We start from the raw sequence: 16,838 nt of genomic DNA, 5'->3' as shown, positions 1-16,838 counted from the left end.
ATGAGCGACGTCCCGCTGCTTCGGAACTCCGGCACCGCCCGCGACCGGGACCCCCAGGTGCCGTCCGACGAGCTGGAGTTCGAGGCGGCGATCGGCCGCAACGTGCGCCAGCTGCGGCTGGCCCAGGGGTTGACCGTGGCGGAGATGGCCACCCGGGTCGGTATCTCCAAGGCGATGCTGTCCAAGATCGAGAACGCCCAGACGTCCTGCAGCCTGTCCACGCTGGCGCTGTTGGCCAAGGGCCTGGACGTGCCGGTGACCAGCCTGTTCCGCGGTGCCGACGTGGAGCGACCCGCGGCGTTCGTGCAGGCCGGCACCGGGGCGCGGATCGTGCGCAACGGCACCAAGGAGGGCCACGAATACCAGCTGCTCAGCTCGTTGCGCGGCGAGCACAAGCGGCTCGAATGCCTGCACGTGACGCTCACCGAGAAGAGCCGGACCTATCCGCTGTTCCAGCATCCGGGTACCGAGTTCATCTTCATGCTCGAGGGCGTCATGGACTACAGCCACAGCCGCTCGGTGTACCGGCTGCACCCGGGCGACTCCCTGCAGATGGACGGCGAAGGCGCGCACGGGCCGATAGATCTGGTGGAGCTGCCGATCCGTTTCCTGTCGGTGATCGCCTTCCCGGATGCGCAGGTGTGAATCAGCGATCCGGGTAGGCGACCCCCGATCAGCGGAGGCTCACCCGAACAGCTTGGCCGCCGCCACCGCGATACCGGTGACGGTGCCGCACCGCGGCGGGGTGCTCTCCACCGTCACGGCGGGCCGGATCACCACGTCGCCGGGCTGGAGATAATCGCCACCGAGCAGCTTGCGGAGCATCGGCGGACCGAGGAATACGCTCGCCGCGCACAGCTGGGTGTCGACGAACGCGACCACCCCGTCGCGGCTCTGCCGCAGCCTGTTGTCGGACTCCGGTTCGAACAATTGCGGTTGCAGGGTGAGCCGGATGGCGGTGCCGTCGGTGAGGGTCAAGGCGCACATGTGTGCCCGCGACGCGCCGATATCCCACCGCGCCGACGACAGCGTCGGCACGATCTCGCAGGGGTCGCGCTCGGCCAGCCGGACCGGATAGACCCCCACACCGTCCCGGATCGGCGGCCGATCCGCCTCCGGCAGCGGACCCGTCGAGCGGCCGACGGTGTCGGCGAAATCGCAGGGCTGGTCGGTGATGGGGGTGATCCGCAGCACCGGCTGCACGGGTCCGGGCAGTGGTGGGGCGCCGGGCAGCCGGGACAGCAGCAGCGGTGCCACGTACTGGCACGCCGCATGGTCGAGGGTGCTCAGTTCCACCGCGACGCTGATGTAGCGCCGGGCGGTGGCACCGGCCATCTTGATATCGACATCACATTCGTCGAACGCGAACATGGTTCCGACAGCGCCGATTTCACCGATCTTGGCCAGTGACTCGCGGGTCAGCAGGCCGCACGGATCGACCCGGCGCAGCGCCCGTAGATACGCCAGCCGGTTGTGCTCGGCGGGGCTCACCGGGTGTCCGTAGGTGGGCACCGAACCGGCGAAGAAGAAGCCGGAATCGGGGCCGGCGGCAAGCGGCACCGGGTCGACGACCCGAACACATCCCGCAAGGCCGAGTGCCGTCACGAGAAACAGGACCAGCACTGACCGCGGGGAGCGGGGTTTTGGCGCCACAGCTATGCGGAGTACAGTAACCCACGTGCAGCGGGTGCTCCTTCTCGGACGCCGCGACGGGGTCTGACCAGACCGGCAACCCGTCGCGGGGGTTTCGCGATGCGCCGGTCTGAAATCCACGGGATCGATTCCCAGAGACTCCGGAGCAAACCACCATGAACAGCCCAGACGCCTACACGTCCGCCCGCACCATCACCACCCCCGCCGGTCCCCGCCGCGACGGCCAGCCCGCCTGGAACACCCAGCGCGCCTCGGCGATGCCCGTCAGCCGGTACCGCTCCTTCGCCGAAGAAGTAGAGCCCATCACGCTGCCCGACCGCACCTGGCCGGACAAGGTCGTCACCCACGCCCCCGGCTGGTGTGCGGTGGACCTGCGCGACGGTAACCAGGCCCTGATCGACCCGATGAGCCCTGCCCGTAAGCGCCGGATGTTCGACCTGCTGGTACGGATGGGCTACAAGGAGATCGAGGTCGGCTTCCCGTCGGCCAGCCAGACCGATTACGACTTCGTCCGCGAGATCATCGAGCAGGGCGCCATCCCCGACGATGTCACCATCCAGGTGCTGACGCAGTGCCGGCCCGAACTGATCGAGAAGACGTTCGAGGCCTGCGCGGGCGCCCCGCGGGCCATCGTGCACTTCTACAACTCGACGTCGATCCTGCAGCGGCGGGTGGTGTTCCGCGCCGACCGGGCCGCGGTCAAGAAGATCGCCACCGACGGTGCCCGGATGTGCGTCGAAGAGGCCAAGAAGTATCCCGAGACGAAGTGGCGTTTCGAGTACTCGCCGGAGTCCTACACCGGCACCGAGCTGGAGTACGCCGTCGAGGTGTGCAACGCGGTGGCCGCGATCGTCGAGCCCACCCCGGACTGGCCGCTGATCGTCAACCTGCCCGCCACCGTGGAGATGGCCACGCCCAACGTGTACGCGGACTCGATCGAGTGGATGAACCGTCACCTGTCGCCACGGGACTCCATCATCTTGAGCCTGCACCCGCACAACGATCGCGGAACCGGTGTCGCCGCAGCCGAACTGGGCTACCAGGCCGGGGCGGACCGGATCGAGGGCTGCCTGTTCGGCAACGGCGAACGCACCGGAAACGTATGCCTGGTGACGCTGGGCCTGAACCTGTTCTCCCGCGGGGTGGACCCGCAGATCGACTTCTCCAATATCGACGAGATCCGCCGCACCGTGGAGTACTGCAACCAGCTGCCGGTGCACGAGCGGCATCCCTACGGCGGTGACCTGGTGTACACCGCGTTCTCGGGCAGCCACCAGGACGCCATCAACAAGGGCTTGGACGCGATGAAGGTATCGGCCGACGAGCAGGACGCCGATGTGGACGACATTCTGTGGCAGGTGCCGTACCTGCCGATCGACCCCAAGGACGTCGGTCGCACCTACGAGGCCGTCATCCGGGTGAACTCGCAGTCCGGCAAGGGCGGGGTGGCCTACATCATGAAGGCCGACCACGGACTGGTGCTGCCGCGACGGTTGCAGATCGAGTTCTCCAAGGCCATCCAGGAGATCACCGACGGTGAAGGCGGCGAGGTGTCGCCGAAGGCCATCTGGGATGTGTTCGCCGACGAATACCTGGCGCCGATCACCCCGCTGGAGCGCATCCGGCAGAAGGTGGAGGCCGCCGAGGTCGACGGTGGCACCGACAAGATCACCGCCACGGTGCTGGTCGACGGCGAGGAACGGGAGATCGTCGGCGCCGGCAACGGGCCACTGGCCGCCTTCTGCGACGCGCTGGGCGCCATCGGGTACCAGGTCAACGTGCTGGACTACTCCGAGCACGCCATGTCCGCGGGTGAGGAAGCACAGGCCGCCGCCTATGTGGAGGCCTCGATCGGCGGCAAGACGGTGTGGGGCGTGGGCATTGCCACCTCGATCACCACGGCCTCACTGCGCGCGGTGGTGTCCGCGGTGAACCGCGCGGCCCGGGCTTAGCCGAGCACGGCCTTCAGCTGGGGCGGGCCGAGGCGACGAGCATCGCCAGCCCCCGCTCGAAAGCCCGGGTGGCGATGGGGTCGTCGGACTCCTGGTGCTGCAGTGTCGCGTAGGCGGCGGTGAAGCGCGGGAACCGCTGCTCCTGCCCCGTCGGGTCGAACATGACGCTCGGCCCGGACATGTCCAGCACGCTGCCGAGGATGAACGACTCGAAGGCCGTCAGCAGTGGCAGCACCTCGGATCTGGCCCAACCGACGGCTTCGGCCGCAACCACGAAGTCCTCGTACCCCGCGAGCAACACCGGCGCGGACGCCCGGGTGGTCATGAGCAGCGGCACCGCCCGGGCATGGTTCGAGAAGGCCAACCGGTACGACCGGGCCCACGCGACCAGCCCTTGCTCCCATGGCAGTTCGCGCAGTGGTGTGGAGTCGATCTTCGCCGACACCAAGGCTCGGACGTCTTCGACCATCGCCGCGCGGTCGGGCACGTGGTTGTAGAGCGAGGCCGGATTGACGTTCAGCTTCTGGGCGACCCGCCGCATGCTGGCACCTTCGGCGCCGTACCGATCCACCAGGGCCAGCGCGGTGCGGGCGATCAGGTCACGGCTGAGGATGGGCCGGGATGGTCGAGCGATGACCGTTCTCCTCTCGAATGCGGACTCAGCGTACAACCGGTATGCCGAGCCTTCGGACCGCGTGCACATCTTAAACAAACGGTGTATGTTTTAGCGCGGTGTCGGACGGAAGCGGGCATGACCGGTGCGCCACTTCCCCCAACGAAGGAAACCGAGGCACGTCATGACCACCCCCTCCTTTTCCGTTGTCGAGGCCGATCTCGCCACGCTGCGTGACGCTCTCGAGGCGGGCACGATCACGAGTGTCGAGTTGGTGGCGCGCTATCTCAACCGGATCGGCCACTACGACCGCTCCGGTATCACGCTGAACGCCGTGCCCGTGCTCAATCCGGCGGCCTTCGACGAGGCCCGCGCCTCGGATCTGCGCCGAGCCCGCGGCCAGTCTTACGGCCCCTTGGACGGCATCCCGTACACGGCGAAGGCCAGTTACATGGTGCGCGGCTTGCCGGTGACGGCCGGTTCACCGGCCTTCGCCGACCTCATCGCCCATGACGACGCGTTCGCCGTGAGCCAGCTGCGCAGGGCAGGGGCCATCTGCCTGGGACTGACCAACATGCCGCCCATGGCGGCCGGCGGTATGCAGCGCGGACTTTACGGCCGCGCCGAAAGCCCTTATAACGCCGACTATCTCACTGCAGCATTCGGATCCGGCTCGTCGAACGGATCGGGCACCGCGACGGCGGCGAGCTTTGCCGCCTTCGGCCTCGCCGAGGAGACGTGGTCCTCCGGGCGCGCCCCCGCGTCCAACAACTCCCTGGTGGCCTACACCCCGTCGCGCGGGGTGATCTCGGTGCGCGGAAACTGGCCCCTGGTACCCACGATGGATGTCGTGGTCCCCCATGCCCGTTCGGTCGACGACCTGCTGCGGCTGCTCGACACCGTCGTCGGCGACGACCCGGTGCCCGACGGCGACCTGTGGCGCCTGCAGGACTGGATCGAGCTGCCCGCGGCCTCGCAGGTGCGCCCCGAGTCATACGTCGACCTGCCGCCGCTTCCACTGCGCGGCTTGCGGTTCGCGGTGCCCCGCCTCTACGTCAACGGAGATCCGGCCAGCGCCTACCCGATCCACATGCGCGACTCCGTGCTCGCCCTGTGGAAGGACATGCACGATGATCTGGTGGCCGCGGGGGCCGAAGTCGTCGAGACGGACTTCCCGGCCGTGGAGAACTACGAAGGGCTGCACCCGGACTCCCGCTCCATGGTCGACCGCGGTTTCGTCCCCGGCGAATTCCTGCACCGCGAGCTCGGGGATCTGTCGATCTGGGCATTCGACGCATTCCTGCGATCCATAGGGCAGCCCGGGCTGTCCGGCGTCGCGGAGGTCGACGGCGGACGCATCTTCCCGCACCCGACCGGGGCGTTACCCGACCGGTACGGCATTTTCCCGTTCGACGTCTCCTACGACCTCGCCGAGTATGTCGACCGGGCACGCGAGGGTGTCACGCCGTGGAACCGGATACCGTCGATCGAGGCGGGGATGCGCGGGTTGGAGCACACGCGGCGCGTCGACTTCGAGGAGTGGCTGGCGCAGAACCGGATCGACGCCGTCATCTTCCCGGCCGCGGCCGATGTCGGACCCGCCGATGCCGACGTCAATCCGGCGGCGGCCGACATCGCCTGGCGTAACGGGGTATGGGTGTCCAACGGCAACTTGGTGCCCCGCCACCTCGGCATCCCCACCGTGACCATCCCGATGGGCACGATGGACGATACCGGGATGCCGGTCGGGCTCACCCTGGCCGGTGCCGCCTATTCCGACACCACGCTGTTGCAGCTTGCCCGTTCGATCGAGGCGTTACGGGCCCGTCGGGTCGCCCCGGGACGCACCCCCCGGCTACCCGATGAGCAGGTGTTCGAGCACCCGCGTCCCGCGGGCGACGGCGATCTGGCCATCGCCATAGCCGACGTGCGTACCAGCGGCGACAACGGCGCCGCTGAGCTCAGCTTCCGCATCAACGTGATCAGGGGTGCGGCACAGGATGTCTCGGCCTTCGTCGACGGAGTGCGGGTACCCCTGACCGTGACCGCGAACTCGGCGACGGGCGCCATCACCCTTGCCGCGGGCGTCCACGAATCCCCGCACAGCGAATGGCGAGCACCGTACGGGCCACTGATCATCGCCGTGGCGCGCGGTGCCGATGGAACCATCGCCGGCGCGGTGGCCACGACCGACGGCGCGCCACTGTGAGCTGAGCTCGGTACCGAGATCCGACACTAGATGTTGGGGCGGGATACGGCCACGGCCACTGCCCATGGTGGACTGCCAGGGATAAGGCTGCACGGCAAGGACTTTCGCTGACCTATACGCGCGCGTAACGGGTCAGCGCGCAATGTGTAACGACTTGGCGCACATGCAGACGCCGCAATCACCAGGGTGCTACCAATTCCAGTAACGACGGCTGGATGGAGATCGGTATGCAATCGGGTTGTCCGCCGGCACAGTGCGTCGAGACCCGCACCGGCACATGACGGCTCCCAGCCATGCCGACGATCCGTCGGTGCCGGCCTACACCGACCGGGTTACCTCCCTCACCGAGGCGATGTCCCGGCTGAGTTTCGATCCCTATGTCGACATCGACTGGGATGCATCCGAAAATGCCTTGGACGGGACCGACCCTCGCTGGCAACTGGCTCCGGATGCGGCCCCGCTCGCGGCGACGGCATGGTACGGCGAGCAGTCGCCGCAGCGGCGAATCGACATGGGCCGCTGGATGACGGCGAACATGCTCAAGGTCACCTTGCAGTTCGAGATGATGCTGATCCGCGGTGTCGTGCACTACGCGGGCACACTGCCCAACGGCGCCCAGGTGTTCCGGTATCTGCTACACGAACTGTCCGACGAGTGCCACCACATCCAGATGTTCCAGGAGTTCGTCAATCGCACCCACGAGGACGTGCCCGGCATGCGTCGCGCATCGCGGATCTTCGGGCCGATCATCGCCTTCATCGGCGGCTACGCCAACGTCTTTCTCTTCATCGGGGTCCTGTGTGGTGAACAGCCACTGCACTTTCAGCAGACGTTGCAGCATCGCGGTGCAACACAGGTGCCACCACTGCTCAACCGGGTCACCTCGATTCACCTCGCCGAGGAGGCCCGCCACATCACGTTCGCCGACATCCACCTGGCGCAGCGAATACAGGGCGCCGGACGGGTCCGGAGAGCGTTGTACGCCATCACCTTTCCCTTCTTCCTGCGTTGGCTGATCGGCGAAATGCTCACGCCGCCACGCTCCTTCGTGCGACAGTTCGGCATCCCGCGCCGCGTGTTCAAGGCGGCCTATTGGCGAAGCGCATACTCGCGCCGACTGCTGGCCGAATCTGCCGGCGACGTGCGCCGGTTGGCCGACGACCTCGGTCTGCGGACGGCGTGGTCACGCTGGATCTGGCGCCTGCTGGGCATTGACGGGCGGCTGCCGCGCTACCGCGGCGAGCCCGATCGCAGCCCCGCGATGGGATTGGTCGACAACCGGCGCGGCGTGATCTGGGCCCGGATGGCCGCGGCCGCTTCGATGGCGAGTGTGGCCTTGTTGGCCACCCCTGATGGTGTGCGCATCATCGGCGTCGCCGCGGCCGGCGCCGGGATCTGGGCGGCGTACCACGAACTGCGCCACCGTCGTGGCGGCGTGGTGGGCAACCAACCGTTCGAGTGGCTGCGGCTTGTGGTCTGGGTGACGGTGTGCGTCAGCATGATTCCCGCCGGCGGGTTGATCGGACTCGCCTTGGTGGTGTTCACCATCCTGGCTGTCGCCGAGTGGATGCCCACCCCATGATCACGGATCAACAGGAGCGACAACGATGAACCCCTCGACCACCACCGAACCGGAGGCCCACAAAATGGAAACCCTGTCAGCCCAACACCTTTCCAAGCCCACATTGCCCTATTTCGACATACTCATGGACGAACGCCAGGGCGGCGGTGAAACGGGGCAGCTCTGGGAGAACCAGGTGCACTGGGGATATTGGGACGACCCCAAGACCGCCACGGGTACCCGGGCGGACTACACCGCCGCCATGGAAGCCATGAACGGCGTGCTGTTCGAGGCCGGACGGCTCGCCGACGGACAGCAACTGCTCGACGTGGGCTGCGGGTTCGGCGGCACGATCCAACAGATCAATGGCAGCTACTCCGGTATGGAGCTCACGGGTTTGAACATCGACCCGCGCCAGCTCGCCGCCGCCGACGCACAGATCGCGCCGACTCACGGCAACACCCTGCGCTGGGTCGAAGCCGACGCGTGCGAGCTGCCGTTCGAGGACAACTCCTTCGACCGCATCCTGGCGGTGGAGTGCATCTTCCATTTCCCGTCGCGGCAGAAGTTCCTCAGCGAGGCCGCACGGGTGCTCAAACCGGGCGGCTGCCTGGCGGTGTCCGACTTCGTCCCCACCATGATGTTCTTCGGCAAGACACCCATCTGGATGGCGATCCGGCCCCGCATCGCGAAGTCCTACGGAACACTCGGTGACGTTCCCCTGCGCGGATACAGGTCGATGGGCAAACAGGCGGGACTACAGCTGGTCGGCAATCGCAATATCCGCAAGAACACCATGCCGACCTACCCGTTCCTGCTGCGGTTCTTCCGCGAGCAGGCGTCCGCGGACGCCCAGGACACCCTTGTTGTCGGCACCCGCTGGATGAAATGGCTGTCCAAGCTCAGCCTGCTGCAGTACCAGGTCTACACGTTCGTCAAACCGGGGGTTTAGAACAGGGCGTACTGGTCGCCGTCACCGCTGGTGTCGACGAACTCCTCGACATCCCGGCCCCCGACGGCGTGGTCGATCAGGCTCAGGAATTCGGCATCGGAGAGCAGCGGGATACCCAGGTCGACGGCTTGGTAGCCCTTGCCCTGCTCGGGCGCCGCGTCGTTGCACACCACCACGGACGTGTGCTGGTCGACGTTCTCGGTATAGGCCAGGCCGGCGTAGAGGATGCGCTCGATCATCTCTTCGTGGGTCCGGGTCATCTCGGCCGACAGCGCCACCCGCATGCCCTGCACCAGCGGGCGCCCGGCCACGAACGCGCCGGGGTTCTGGTACGGGCACGGCAACCGGGCGGCCAGCGTCTTCAGCGGCCGTAATTCGTCGTGGGTGACCTGGCCGTTGGGCCATGTCCGCCGGGTCACCGATCGGATGGGCAGCCAGGCCTTGCGCTCGCGGGCGGCCACCAGCGCGGGTTTGAGGATCTGCGCCAGGACCAGGGCGTCGTCCAGCGCGTCGTGCGGGCGCATCTGGGTGACACCCCAGTGCGCGGCCAGGGTCTCCAGGCGCAGGTTCTCGGTGCCCAGCGCCAGCCGGCGGGCCAGCTCCACGGTGCACATCACCGACTCGACCGGCAGCTGCGCGCCGACCAGTTCGGCTTCGGCGGCCAGGAAGGCGTAGTCGAATGCCACGTTGTGGGCCACCAGCGTGCGTCCGCGCAACACCTCCATCAGCCGGGGCGCGATATCGGCGAAGGTCGGCTGGCCGTCCAGCATCTCGGCGGTCAGGCCGTGCACGTGGGTGGGACCGGGATCCACGCCGGGATTGAGCAGGCTGGCGACACTGTGTTCGACATTGCCGTCGTCGCCGACTGCGAGCGCGGCCACACTGACCACCCGGGCCTGCCCGGGACGGAAACCCGTGGTCTCCACGTCGACGACCGCCCAGCCGGCGCCCGGTTCGACCGCCGGTCGTCCCCAGGTCTGGCTCATGGTTCGAGGATGACACGGTGGTCCGACAACACGCCGATCGCAGCCGTGCGTGTCGGGCCCCTAAAATTCAGCGGATGGTCGTCACCACTCGGGGAAAGCTGGCACTGCGCGCCGGCGCGGCGGCGCGTTGGGCGTCGCGGGTCACCGGCCGCGGGGCCGGTGCGATGATCGGCGGCCTGGTGGCGATGACGCTGGACCGCTCGATCCTGAGGCAGCTCGGGGCCGGTCGTCGCTCGGTGGTGATCACCGGCACCAACGGCAAATCGACCACCACCCGGATGACGGCGGCGGCACTGGCCACGCTGGGACCGGTCTCGAGCAATTCCGAGGGCGCCAACATGGACGCCGGCCTGGTGGCCGCACTGGCCGGCGCCAGGCACGCCGAGCTGGCCGCGCTGGAAGTCGACGAGATGCACGTCCCGCATGTTCTGGATGCCGTCGATGCCGCGGTGGTCGTGTTGTTGAACCTGTCCCGCGATCAGCTCGACCGGGTCGGCGAGATCAATCACATCGAACGCACGCTGCGGGCCGGGCTGGCTCGTCATCCCGGCGCGGTGATCGTCGCCAATTGCGATGACGTGTTGATGACCTCGGCCGCCTACGACAGCCCGAACGTGGTGTGGGTGGCCGCCGGTGGTGGCTGGGCCCAGGACTCGGTGAGCTGCCCGCGGTCCGGCGAGGTCATCGTGCGCGACGGCGTCGACTGGTATTCGACGGGAACCCCTGCCTTCAAACGGCCCAGCCCGCAGTGGTGGTTCGACGAAACGAACATCTATGGACCGGACGGCTTTTCGCATCCGATGCGGCTGGCGTTGCCCGGTGCGGTCAATCGCGGCAACGCCACCCAGGCCGTCGCCGCGGCGGTGGCCCTCGGCGCCGATCCGGCCCGGGCGGTGGCGGCGGTGTCCACCGTCGACGAGGTCGCCGGGCGGTATCGCACGGTCCGGGTGGGGGATCACACCGCGCGGCTGCTGCTGGCCAAGAATCCGGCGGGCTGGCAGGAGGCATTGTCGATGATCGACAAAGATGCCGCCGGAGTGGTGATTTCGGTCAACGGGCAGGTGCCCGACGGGGAAGACCTGTCCTGGTTGTGGGACGTGCGGTTCGAACATTTCGAGTCGACGCAGGTGGTGGCCGCCGGGGAACGCGGCACGGATCTGGCGGTCCGGCTGGGCTACGCCGGTGTCGAGCACACCCTGGTGCATGACACCGTCGCCGCCATCGCATCGTGTCCCCCGGGTCACGTCGAGGTGATCGCCAATTACACCGCGTTCCTGCAGCTGAACCGGCGGCTGTCATGACGCGCACGCGAGGAGCAATGTGACGACGGTCCGGATCGGGTTGGTGCTGCCCGACGTGATGGGCACCTACGGCGACGGCGGCAACGCGGTGGTGCTGCGGCAGCGGCTGCGGTTGCGCGGGATCGACGCGGAGATCGTGGAGATCACGCTGGACGATCCGGTGCCCGAGTCGCTGGATCTGTACACGCTCGGCGGCGCCGAGGATTACGCGCAGCGGCTGGCCACCAAACACCTGATCCGCCATCCGGGCTTGCAGCGTGCGGTATCGCGCGGCGCCCCGGTGCTGGCCATCTGCGCCGCCATCCAGGTGCTCGGGCACTGGTATGAGACCTCGGCCGGTGAGCGGGTCGACGGGGTGGGCGTGCTGGATGTCACCACCTCCCCGCAGCAGGCCCGCACCATCGGCGAGGTGACTTCCGAGCCCCTGGTCGACGGCCTCACCGACCCTCTCACCGGTTTCGAAAACCACCGTGGTGGAACCATTTTGGGGTCGGCTGCACGACCGCTGGCCCGAGTCACCAAGGGGGCGGGCAACCGCCTGGGCGACGGTTTCGACGGTGCGGTGCAGGGCAGCATCGTGGCCACCTATCTGCACGGGCCGTGCCTGGCCCGCAATCCGCAGCTGGCCGATCACCTGCTCAGCCGGGTCGTCGGCGACCTGCCGCCGCTGGACCTACCGGAGGTCACGCGGTTGCGCACCGAACGCCTGGGTGCACCGCGGCGAGCCGCGAATTGAGACACCGCGGCGAGCCGCGAATTAGAACCGGTGGCGAGCCGCGAATCAGAACCGGTGGCGAGGCGCGAATCACTGCCGGAGTCACACCTTTCGCGGGTTCGAACACCGGGATGACCCGTTCGGGTTTGGGGTACGTGCCGATGCGGGGGCAGCGTTCGATCATCTTCGCCCAGATCGCCTCGCGCTCATCGCCGGTGATCTCGTCGGCGACGACGTCGTATGCCTGCGTGCCGACCTCGACGCGTACGGCGGAGTTCACCCGAAGATTGTGAACCCATGCCGGGTGCTGCGGCGCCCCACCTCTGGTGCCGACGATGTACATCCGGCCATCGACAGTGAAGTACTCCAAGGGCGTTCGGCGCCGCCGGCCTGACTTGGCGCCCGTCATCGTCAAGAGCAGGACATGCGAATCCGCAAAGGGGCCACCGACCCTTCCTCCATTCGACTCGAATTCCTCCACGACCGCCGCGTTGAAACGTCGCAGGATCTCCGGATTCGCCCGCGCCTCGGCGTGGGTGGGGATGCGCGGCACCCTGGAATCAGGGACGGAACTGTGGTGCGCCGTTGCTGGGGTGGCGGCTGCAGAGGACGCCGAGCCGCCGGGTATCGCGTGGTCGTTGGTCATCACACCATCGTCAGCGCGACCGCTGGGCGGTTCCAGACCCGGCGGTGCCAGGGGTGTCCCGAACCGGGGTACAACCAGACCTATGGTCACCCGCGCCCCGCGGCGTGATGATGGGGCATGCGCAATGTCGAACTGGGCGCGTTCTTGCAGGCCCGTCGGGCGGCGGTGTCGCCGACAGCGGTCGGGTTGCCGCCCAGCGGTGCGCGCCGGCGTGTTCCCGGGTTACGCAGGGAAGAGGTCGCCGCATTGGTCGGCCTGTCCACCGACTACTACATACGGCTGGAGCAGGGCCGCGCCGGCCGCCATCGGAGACGGTGCTCGAGGCCATCGCGAGGGCGCTGTTACTCGACGAGCCCCAGCGTGAACATCTTCGCGACCTCGCCCGCCCGCGTCACGATCGGCCCCGCGCAACTCGTGAACAACTCAGCGCTCTGACGCGGATGTTCCTCGGCACCCTGACGGTGCCCGCGCTGGTCATGACCGCCAACACGGATGTCATCGGATGGAACGCTCTCGCCGGTATCGTGTTCACCGATTTCACGGCTCGACCGATCCGCGAGCGGAACACCGCTTGGCTGCTGTTCCGTGACGCCGAACTAGCCGCCCGGCACCGCAACTGGGAGGCGTCGGCACGCGATACCGTCGGCATGCTGCGGATGGCGGCAGGCCGGAACCCGGACGATGCCGGACTGACCGCGCTGGTCGGCGAGTTGTCCACGCACAGCCCGGCGTTTCGTCGGTACTGGAGCAACCACCATGTCTACGCCAAGTCGACCGGCGTGATGCAGCTGCGGCATCCCGATATCGGCGACATCGACCTCACCTTCATCGCCTGGAGCACCCCGGCGTCACCGAATCAGACCCTCGTCACCTACACGCCCGAACCGGGATCACCGTCGGCCCGGGCGATCGACCTTCTCGGCTCGAACCGTCCCGGCCGGGGGCAGGCGCGGGCTCAGGGCCCCTGTCCGGCTGGGGGTGACGGTCGAGCGGTCGGTTAGATCGAGTCGCCGAGACCGGCCAGCAGCGCCTGCCGGCTGGCCCGCACATGCTCACGCATCACCCGTTCGGCGCTGTCACCGTCCTTGGCCAGGATGAGATCCAGCACCACATGGTGTTCCCGGTCGGACTGCAGGGGCCGACCCGGCTGGCTCAGGGAGGTGTGCACCAGGCGTGCATAGGCCAGCTGGTTCATCAGCATGCGGTAGTGCGCTTCGAGCTTGCGGTTGTCGGCACCGATGATCAGCAGGTCGTGGAATTCCTCGACGAGTTCGGCATACCGCGCGCGGTCATCATGCGCGACGGCGTCATCGGCCCGTCGGAGGTTGTCCTCCAGCTTGTCCACCTCCGGCACGCGCCCCCGCTGGGCCAGCAGCCTGGCCGCCGCGCCCTCCAGGAGTTCCTTCATCTCGAACAGTTCGGTGATCTCCCGGCGCGACGGGGTGGTGACGAATGTGCCGACCCGGGGCCGGATCTCGATGAGTCCTTCGGTCTGCAGCTGTTTGAACGTCTCGCGTACCGGAGTGCGGGAGACGCCGAACTCCTCGGCGATGGCCAGTTCGGAGATGTTGACGCCGGGCGCGATCTCGCCGGCGATGATCCGGCGCCGGATCTCCTCGATCAACCGGCCTTGGATCGAACCGTTCGAGCTCACCGCCACTCCCTACGACAGTGCGGCCAGGTTGCCGCCGTCGAAGAACTTACCGGCGCTGTACACCATCGGGTGCAGGTCGGCCACCTCGGCGTGGACCACCCGGCACATGAACACGGTGTGCGTGCTGGCCTGCAGTCGTTCCAGGATGCGGACCTCCATCGCGGCGGCACTGCGGCCCAGAAGTGGGCTGCCGTGCGGTCCGGGCCGCCAGTCCAGACCCGCGAATTTGTCATCCGATTTGGTGGCGAACCGGGTGACGACGTCGAGCTGGTCGGTGGACAGGATGTTGATGGCCAGATGTTCTGCGCGAAACAGGCATTCATGCGTCGACGAGGTGTGCTGCACGGCGACCATGACCGTCGGTGGATCAAGCGAGATACTGGCGAACGCGTTGACCGCGAGCCCGCGCGGCAGCTCACCGTCGCGTGCGGTCACGGCGGTCACCCCGGTGACGAATCGACGGTTCACCTGTTTCATCAGGTCGGCATCGGTCACCGGTCTTGTCCCACCGCGATGATGCCGAGTGCGGTCAGCAGGGTCCGCGGGTCCCAGGTGACGTGCTCTTCCACGATGTGCTCGCCGTCGAACCGGGCGAAGGTGGCACCGCTGACCCGCACCGTGCGCTTGGTGGCGGGCACCCCGAGGAAGGAGTGCTCATGGCTGCCGGTGCTGTGCCAGCGCACGGCGGCCCGGTCGCCCTCGACGACGATGTCGTCGATGACGGTGAGCAGGTCGGGGAACGCGGTGCGCGTCGCGGTGATCGACGCCTTGAATTCTTCCCGGCCGAGGCCGGTGCCGTTGGCACCGATGCGCCGGTACCGGTCGGCCAACAGCTCGTCGATGGCGTCCACCTCGCCGCGATCCCACGCGGCCGCCCAGGCGGCCCGGATGCGGTTGCGCCGGGATTCGTTGTCGGGCATGGAGTCTCCTAGTCGTCGATGAGATCAGCGATGGGCGTCTCGGGTGCGGTGTGCTTGCGGTCGGCGATGAGGTCCTTCCAGAACGACACCGCCAGGCACGCGATGATGATCAGGAACGGCAGCGAAGCGACGATCACGGTGTTCTGCAAGGCGTTGAGGCCGCCGGCGAACATCAGCACCACGGCGGTGATCCCGGTCAGCACACCCCACAGGATCAGGACGCCGCGCCGTGGCGTCAGTGTGCCGTCACTGGTCATCATGCCCAGCACGTAGGTGTTGGCGTCCGCGCCGGAGATGAAGAAGATCAGCACCAACAGGATGGCCACCACCGATGTCACCGAGGCGAGCGGGAAGTGGGCCAGCGTCGCGAAGAACGCGCTGTTGATGTCGGCGGCGGTCTGTTTGGCGATATCGCCGCCCTCGAACATGTCGATGTGGATGGCGGCTCCACCGAACACGGTGAACCAGGTGAAGAACACCACGCTCGGGACCACCAGCACACCGACGATGAACCCACGGACGGTGCGGCCCTTGGAAATCCGGGCCAGGAACACCCCGACGAAGGCGCCCCACGACACCCACCACGCCAGCATGAAATAGGTCCACCACTGCATCCATTCCAGATCACCGAAGGCGGTGCCCTGCAGGCTCATCCGGAAGAAGTCGGTGGCCCAGGTGCCCAGTGACTCGATGTACAGGTTGGCGATGAAGACGGTCGGTCCGACGACGAGCATGAACACGAACAGCGCAACCGCCATCACCGTGCTGCCCTGGCTGAGGAACTTGATGCCCTTGCTGACGCCGGTCACCGCGGACATGGTGAACACGGCCGTCACGGCGGCGATGATGATGACCTGGGCGACGTTGTTGACCGGGATACCGAACAGGGTGAACAGACCGTTGTTGACCTGGAGCGCGCCCAGTCCGAGCGAGGTGGTGGTGCCGAACAGCGTTGCGAACACCGCGAGCACGTCGATCACCTTGCCGATGGGCCCGTTCGCCCGGTTGCCGATCAGCGGCACGAACAGCTGGCTGACCAGGGTGCGCCGGCCCATCCGATAGGTGGAGTAGGCGATGGCCAGCCCGAACACCGCGAAGATGGCCCAGGCGTGCAGACCCCAGTCGAAGTAGGAGTACTGCATGGCACGCACCGCGGCCTGTGGGCTGCCGGGTTCGGCCAGACCGTGCGGTGGCGCGGCCAGATGCGAGATCGGCTCGGCGACACCGTAGGACACCAGTCCGATGCCCATCACCGCGCTCAGGATCATCGCCAGCCAGGTGAGGGTGCTGAACTCGGGGCGGTCGCTGTCCTTGCCGAGCCGGACGTCGCCGTACGGGCTGAACGCGAGGAAGACCAGGAACACCAGCAGCCCGAGCGTGACCACCAGGTAGAGCCAGCCGAAGCTGCCGGTCACCCAGTTCAGCGAGGCGGTGGTGACCTTGTTGAGGTTGTCGGTGAACACCACGGCCCACGCCACGAAGACGGCGGAGATGCCGGCGGAGGTCCAGAAGACGGATCCGAGCCGGCCCGTCCGTCGCGGTGCCGGTACTTCCGTGGTCGGCTCGGTGCCGAGGTCAGCTGTCATGAGGAACTCCTGCCGGGGCGACTTGTATGCAACAAAATGTAAGTGGAGTCACAGTGGCTGTCAACGCGAACCATCGCCACGACCCCGCCG

17 protein-coding genes are annotated in these 16,838 nt (G+C 67.5%); 9 read left to right on the top strand and 8 right to left on the bottom strand.

Translation table 11 applies throughout. The features are described 5' to 3' along the window. Positions 1-645 carry a type II toxin-antitoxin system RelB family anti-toxin gene (locus AWB94_RS15435; protein ID WP_062660175.1) on the top strand — a complete coding sequence of 215 codons (645 nt, stop codon included), beginning with the start codon at positions 1-3 and terminating at the stop codon, positions 643-645. A 39-nt stretch (positions 646-684) separates the two neighbouring features. On the opposite strand, the gene AWB94_RS15430 is transcribed toward AWB94_RS15435, so the two are convergent. Further along, complete coding sequence (locus AWB94_RS15430) at positions 685-1,605, bottom strand: hypothetical protein (protein WP_131805457.1); 921 nt, start codon at positions 1,603-1,605, stop codon at positions 685-687. Between the two features lie 203 nt (positions 1,606-1,808). Here AWB94_RS15430 and leuA point away from each other — a divergent pair, with 203 nt between their 5' ends. Further along, positions 1,809-3,605: a 2-isopropylmalate synthase gene (gene leuA / locus AWB94_RS15425; RefSeq protein WP_062660173.1), complete on the top strand. Its 1,797-nt coding sequence runs from the start codon at positions 1,809-1,811 to the stop codon at positions 3,603-3,605. A 13-nt stretch (positions 3,606-3,618) separates the two neighbouring features. Here leuA and AWB94_RS15420 read toward each other — a convergent pair whose 3' ends face one another. Beyond that, positions 3,619-4,308, bottom strand: coding sequence for a TetR/AcrR family transcriptional regulator (locus tag AWB94_RS15420; RefSeq protein WP_062660172.1), 690 nt, complete (start codon positions 4,306-4,308; stop codon positions 3,619-3,621). A 94-nt stretch (positions 4,309-4,402) separates the two neighbouring features. On the opposite strand from AWB94_RS15420, the gene AWB94_RS15415 reads away from it, so the two are divergent. The 3 genes from AWB94_RS15415 (at position 4,403) to AWB94_RS15405 (ending at position 8,940) form a co-directional block, all read left to right on the top strand. Continuing rightward, positions 4,403-6,427, top strand: a complete 2,025-nt coding sequence (locus tag AWB94_RS15415) for an amidase (RefSeq protein WP_062660171.1) — start codon at positions 4,403-4,405, stop codon at positions 6,425-6,427. A 277-nt stretch (positions 6,428-6,704) separates the two neighbouring features. After that, positions 6,705-8,009, top strand: a complete 1,305-nt coding sequence (locus AWB94_RS15410; RefSeq protein WP_062660170.1) for an AurF N-oxygenase family protein — start codon at positions 6,705-6,707, stop codon at positions 8,007-8,009. 25 nt (positions 8,010-8,034) lie between these two features. Further along, entirely contained in the window at positions 8,035-8,940 is a 906-nt protein-coding gene (locus AWB94_RS15405; protein ID WP_234811748.1) for a class I SAM-dependent methyltransferase, read from the top strand. On the opposite strand, the gene AWB94_RS15400 is transcribed toward AWB94_RS15405, so the two are convergent. Then, positions 8,937-9,926, bottom strand: coding sequence for a DEDDh family exonuclease (locus AWB94_RS15400; protein ID WP_062660169.1), 990 nt, complete (start codon positions 9,924-9,926; stop codon positions 8,937-8,939). The two genes, AWB94_RS15405 and AWB94_RS15400, sit on opposite strands and share 4 nt — an antisense overlap. 74 nt (positions 9,927-10,000) lie before the next feature. Between AWB94_RS15400 and AWB94_RS15395 the strand changes: the two genes are divergently transcribed. Next, positions 10,001-11,227 carry a Mur ligase family protein gene (locus tag AWB94_RS15395; protein ID WP_062660168.1) on the top strand — a complete coding sequence of 409 codons (1,227 nt, stop codon included), beginning with the start codon at positions 10,001-10,003 and terminating at the stop codon, positions 11,225-11,227. 19 nt (positions 11,228-11,246) lie between these two features. Further along, complete coding sequence (locus tag AWB94_RS15390; protein WP_264020994.1) at positions 11,247-11,963, top strand: type 1 glutamine amidotransferase; 717 nt, start codon at positions 11,247-11,249, stop codon at positions 11,961-11,963. Here the strand turns inward: AWB94_RS15390 and AWB94_RS15385 are convergent. Then, complete coding sequence (locus AWB94_RS15385) at positions 11,911-12,588, bottom strand: nitroreductase/quinone reductase family protein (protein WP_084395545.1); 678 nt, start codon at positions 12,586-12,588, stop codon at positions 11,911-11,913. The two genes, AWB94_RS15390 and AWB94_RS15385, sit on opposite strands and share 53 nt — an antisense overlap. A 117-nt stretch (positions 12,589-12,705) precedes the next feature. Here AWB94_RS15385 and AWB94_RS36285 point away from each other — a divergent pair, with 117 nt between their 5' ends. Then, complete coding sequence (locus tag AWB94_RS36285) at positions 12,706-13,023, top strand: helix-turn-helix domain-containing protein (RefSeq protein WP_409366002.1); 318 nt, start codon at positions 12,706-12,708, stop codon at positions 13,021-13,023. 5 nt (positions 13,024-13,028) lie between these two features. After that, on the top strand, positions 13,029-13,589 hold the full coding sequence (locus tag AWB94_RS35535) for an MmyB family transcriptional regulator (RefSeq protein WP_062660167.1): 561 nt from the start codon (positions 13,029-13,031) through the stop codon (positions 13,587-13,589). Here the strand turns inward: AWB94_RS35535 and AWB94_RS15375 are convergent. Genes AWB94_RS15375 through AWB94_RS15360 form a run of 4 tightly spaced genes read right to left on the bottom strand, consistent with a single transcriptional unit; the run spans position 13,586 to position 16,748 of the window. Then, positions 13,586-14,242 carry a GntR family transcriptional regulator gene (locus AWB94_RS15375; protein WP_234709544.1) on the bottom strand — a complete coding sequence of 219 codons (657 nt, stop codon included), beginning with the start codon at positions 14,240-14,242 and terminating at the stop codon, positions 13,586-13,588. The genes AWB94_RS35535 and AWB94_RS15375 overlap by 4 nt on opposite strands. A gap of 9 nt (positions 14,243-14,251) precedes the next feature. Further along, positions 14,252-14,737, bottom strand: a complete 486-nt coding sequence (locus AWB94_RS15370; protein WP_234811747.1) for a flavin reductase family protein — start codon at positions 14,735-14,737, stop codon at positions 14,252-14,254. Further along, positions 14,734-15,162 carry an ester cyclase gene (locus AWB94_RS15365; RefSeq protein ID WP_062660166.1) on the bottom strand — a complete coding sequence of 143 codons (429 nt, stop codon included), beginning with the start codon at positions 15,160-15,162 and terminating at the stop codon, positions 14,734-14,736. Before AWB94_RS15365 ends, AWB94_RS15370 begins: the two co-directional genes overlap by 4 nt. Positions 15,163-15,170: 8 nt before the next feature. Further along, positions 15,171-16,748, bottom strand: coding sequence for a BCCT family transporter (locus tag AWB94_RS15360; protein ID WP_062660165.1), 1,578 nt, complete (start codon positions 16,746-16,748; stop codon positions 15,171-15,173). Positions 16,749-16,838: the final 90 nt, after the last annotated feature.

This window comes from Mycolicibacterium canariasense (assembly GCF_002101555.1).
In the GTDB taxonomy this organism is placed as follows: domain Bacteria; phylum Actinomycetota; class Actinomycetes; order Mycobacteriales; family Mycobacteriaceae; genus Mycobacterium; species Mycobacterium canariasense.
Note: the sequence above shows the minus strand (reverse complement) of the source record. Positions and strands in the feature narration are given on the sequence as shown.

Coding starts and splice junctions, on each gene's coding strand:
- AWB94_RS15435 (WP_062660175.1), top strand. CDS start 1: ATGAGCGACGTCCCGCTGCTTCGGAACTCCGGCACCGCCCGCGACCGG.
- leuA (WP_062660173.1), top strand. CDS start 1,809: ATGAACAGCCCAGACGCCTACACGTCCGCCCGCACCATCACCACCCCC.
- AWB94_RS15420 (WP_062660172.1), bottom strand. CDS start 4,308: ATGTGCACGCGGTCCGAAGGCTCGGCATACCGGTTGTACGCTGAGTCC.
- AWB94_RS15415 (WP_062660171.1), top strand. CDS start 4,403: ATGACCACCCCCTCCTTTTCCGTTGTCGAGGCCGATCTCGCCACGCTG.
- AWB94_RS15410 (WP_062660170.1), top strand. CDS start 6,705: ATGACGGCTCCCAGCCATGCCGACGATCCGTCGGTGCCGGCCTACACC.
- AWB94_RS15405 (WP_234811748.1), top strand. CDS start 8,035: ATGAACCCCTCGACCACCACCGAACCGGAGGCCCACAAAATGGAAACC.
- AWB94_RS15400 (WP_062660169.1), bottom strand. CDS start 9,926: ATGAGCCAGACCTGGGGACGACCGGCGGTCGAACCGGGCGCCGGCTGG.
- AWB94_RS15395 (WP_062660168.1), top strand. CDS start 10,001: ATGGTCGTCACCACTCGGGGAAAGCTGGCACTGCGCGCCGGCGCGGCG.
- AWB94_RS15385 (WP_084395545.1), bottom strand. CDS start 12,588: ATGACCAACGACCACGCGATACCCGGCGGCTCGGCGTCCTCTGCAGCC.
- AWB94_RS36285 (WP_409366002.1), top strand. CDS start 12,706: ATGCGCAATGTCGAACTGGGCGCGTTCTTGCAGGCCCGTCGGGCGGCG.
- AWB94_RS35535 (WP_062660167.1), top strand. CDS start 13,029: ATGTTCCTCGGCACCCTGACGGTGCCCGCGCTGGTCATGACCGCCAAC.
- AWB94_RS15365 (WP_062660166.1), bottom strand. CDS start 15,162: ATGCCCGACAACGAATCCCGGCGCAACCGCATCCGGGCCGCCTGGGCG.
- AWB94_RS15360 (WP_062660165.1), bottom strand. CDS start 16,748: ATGACAGCTGACCTCGGCACCGAGCCGACCACGGAAGTACCGGCACCG.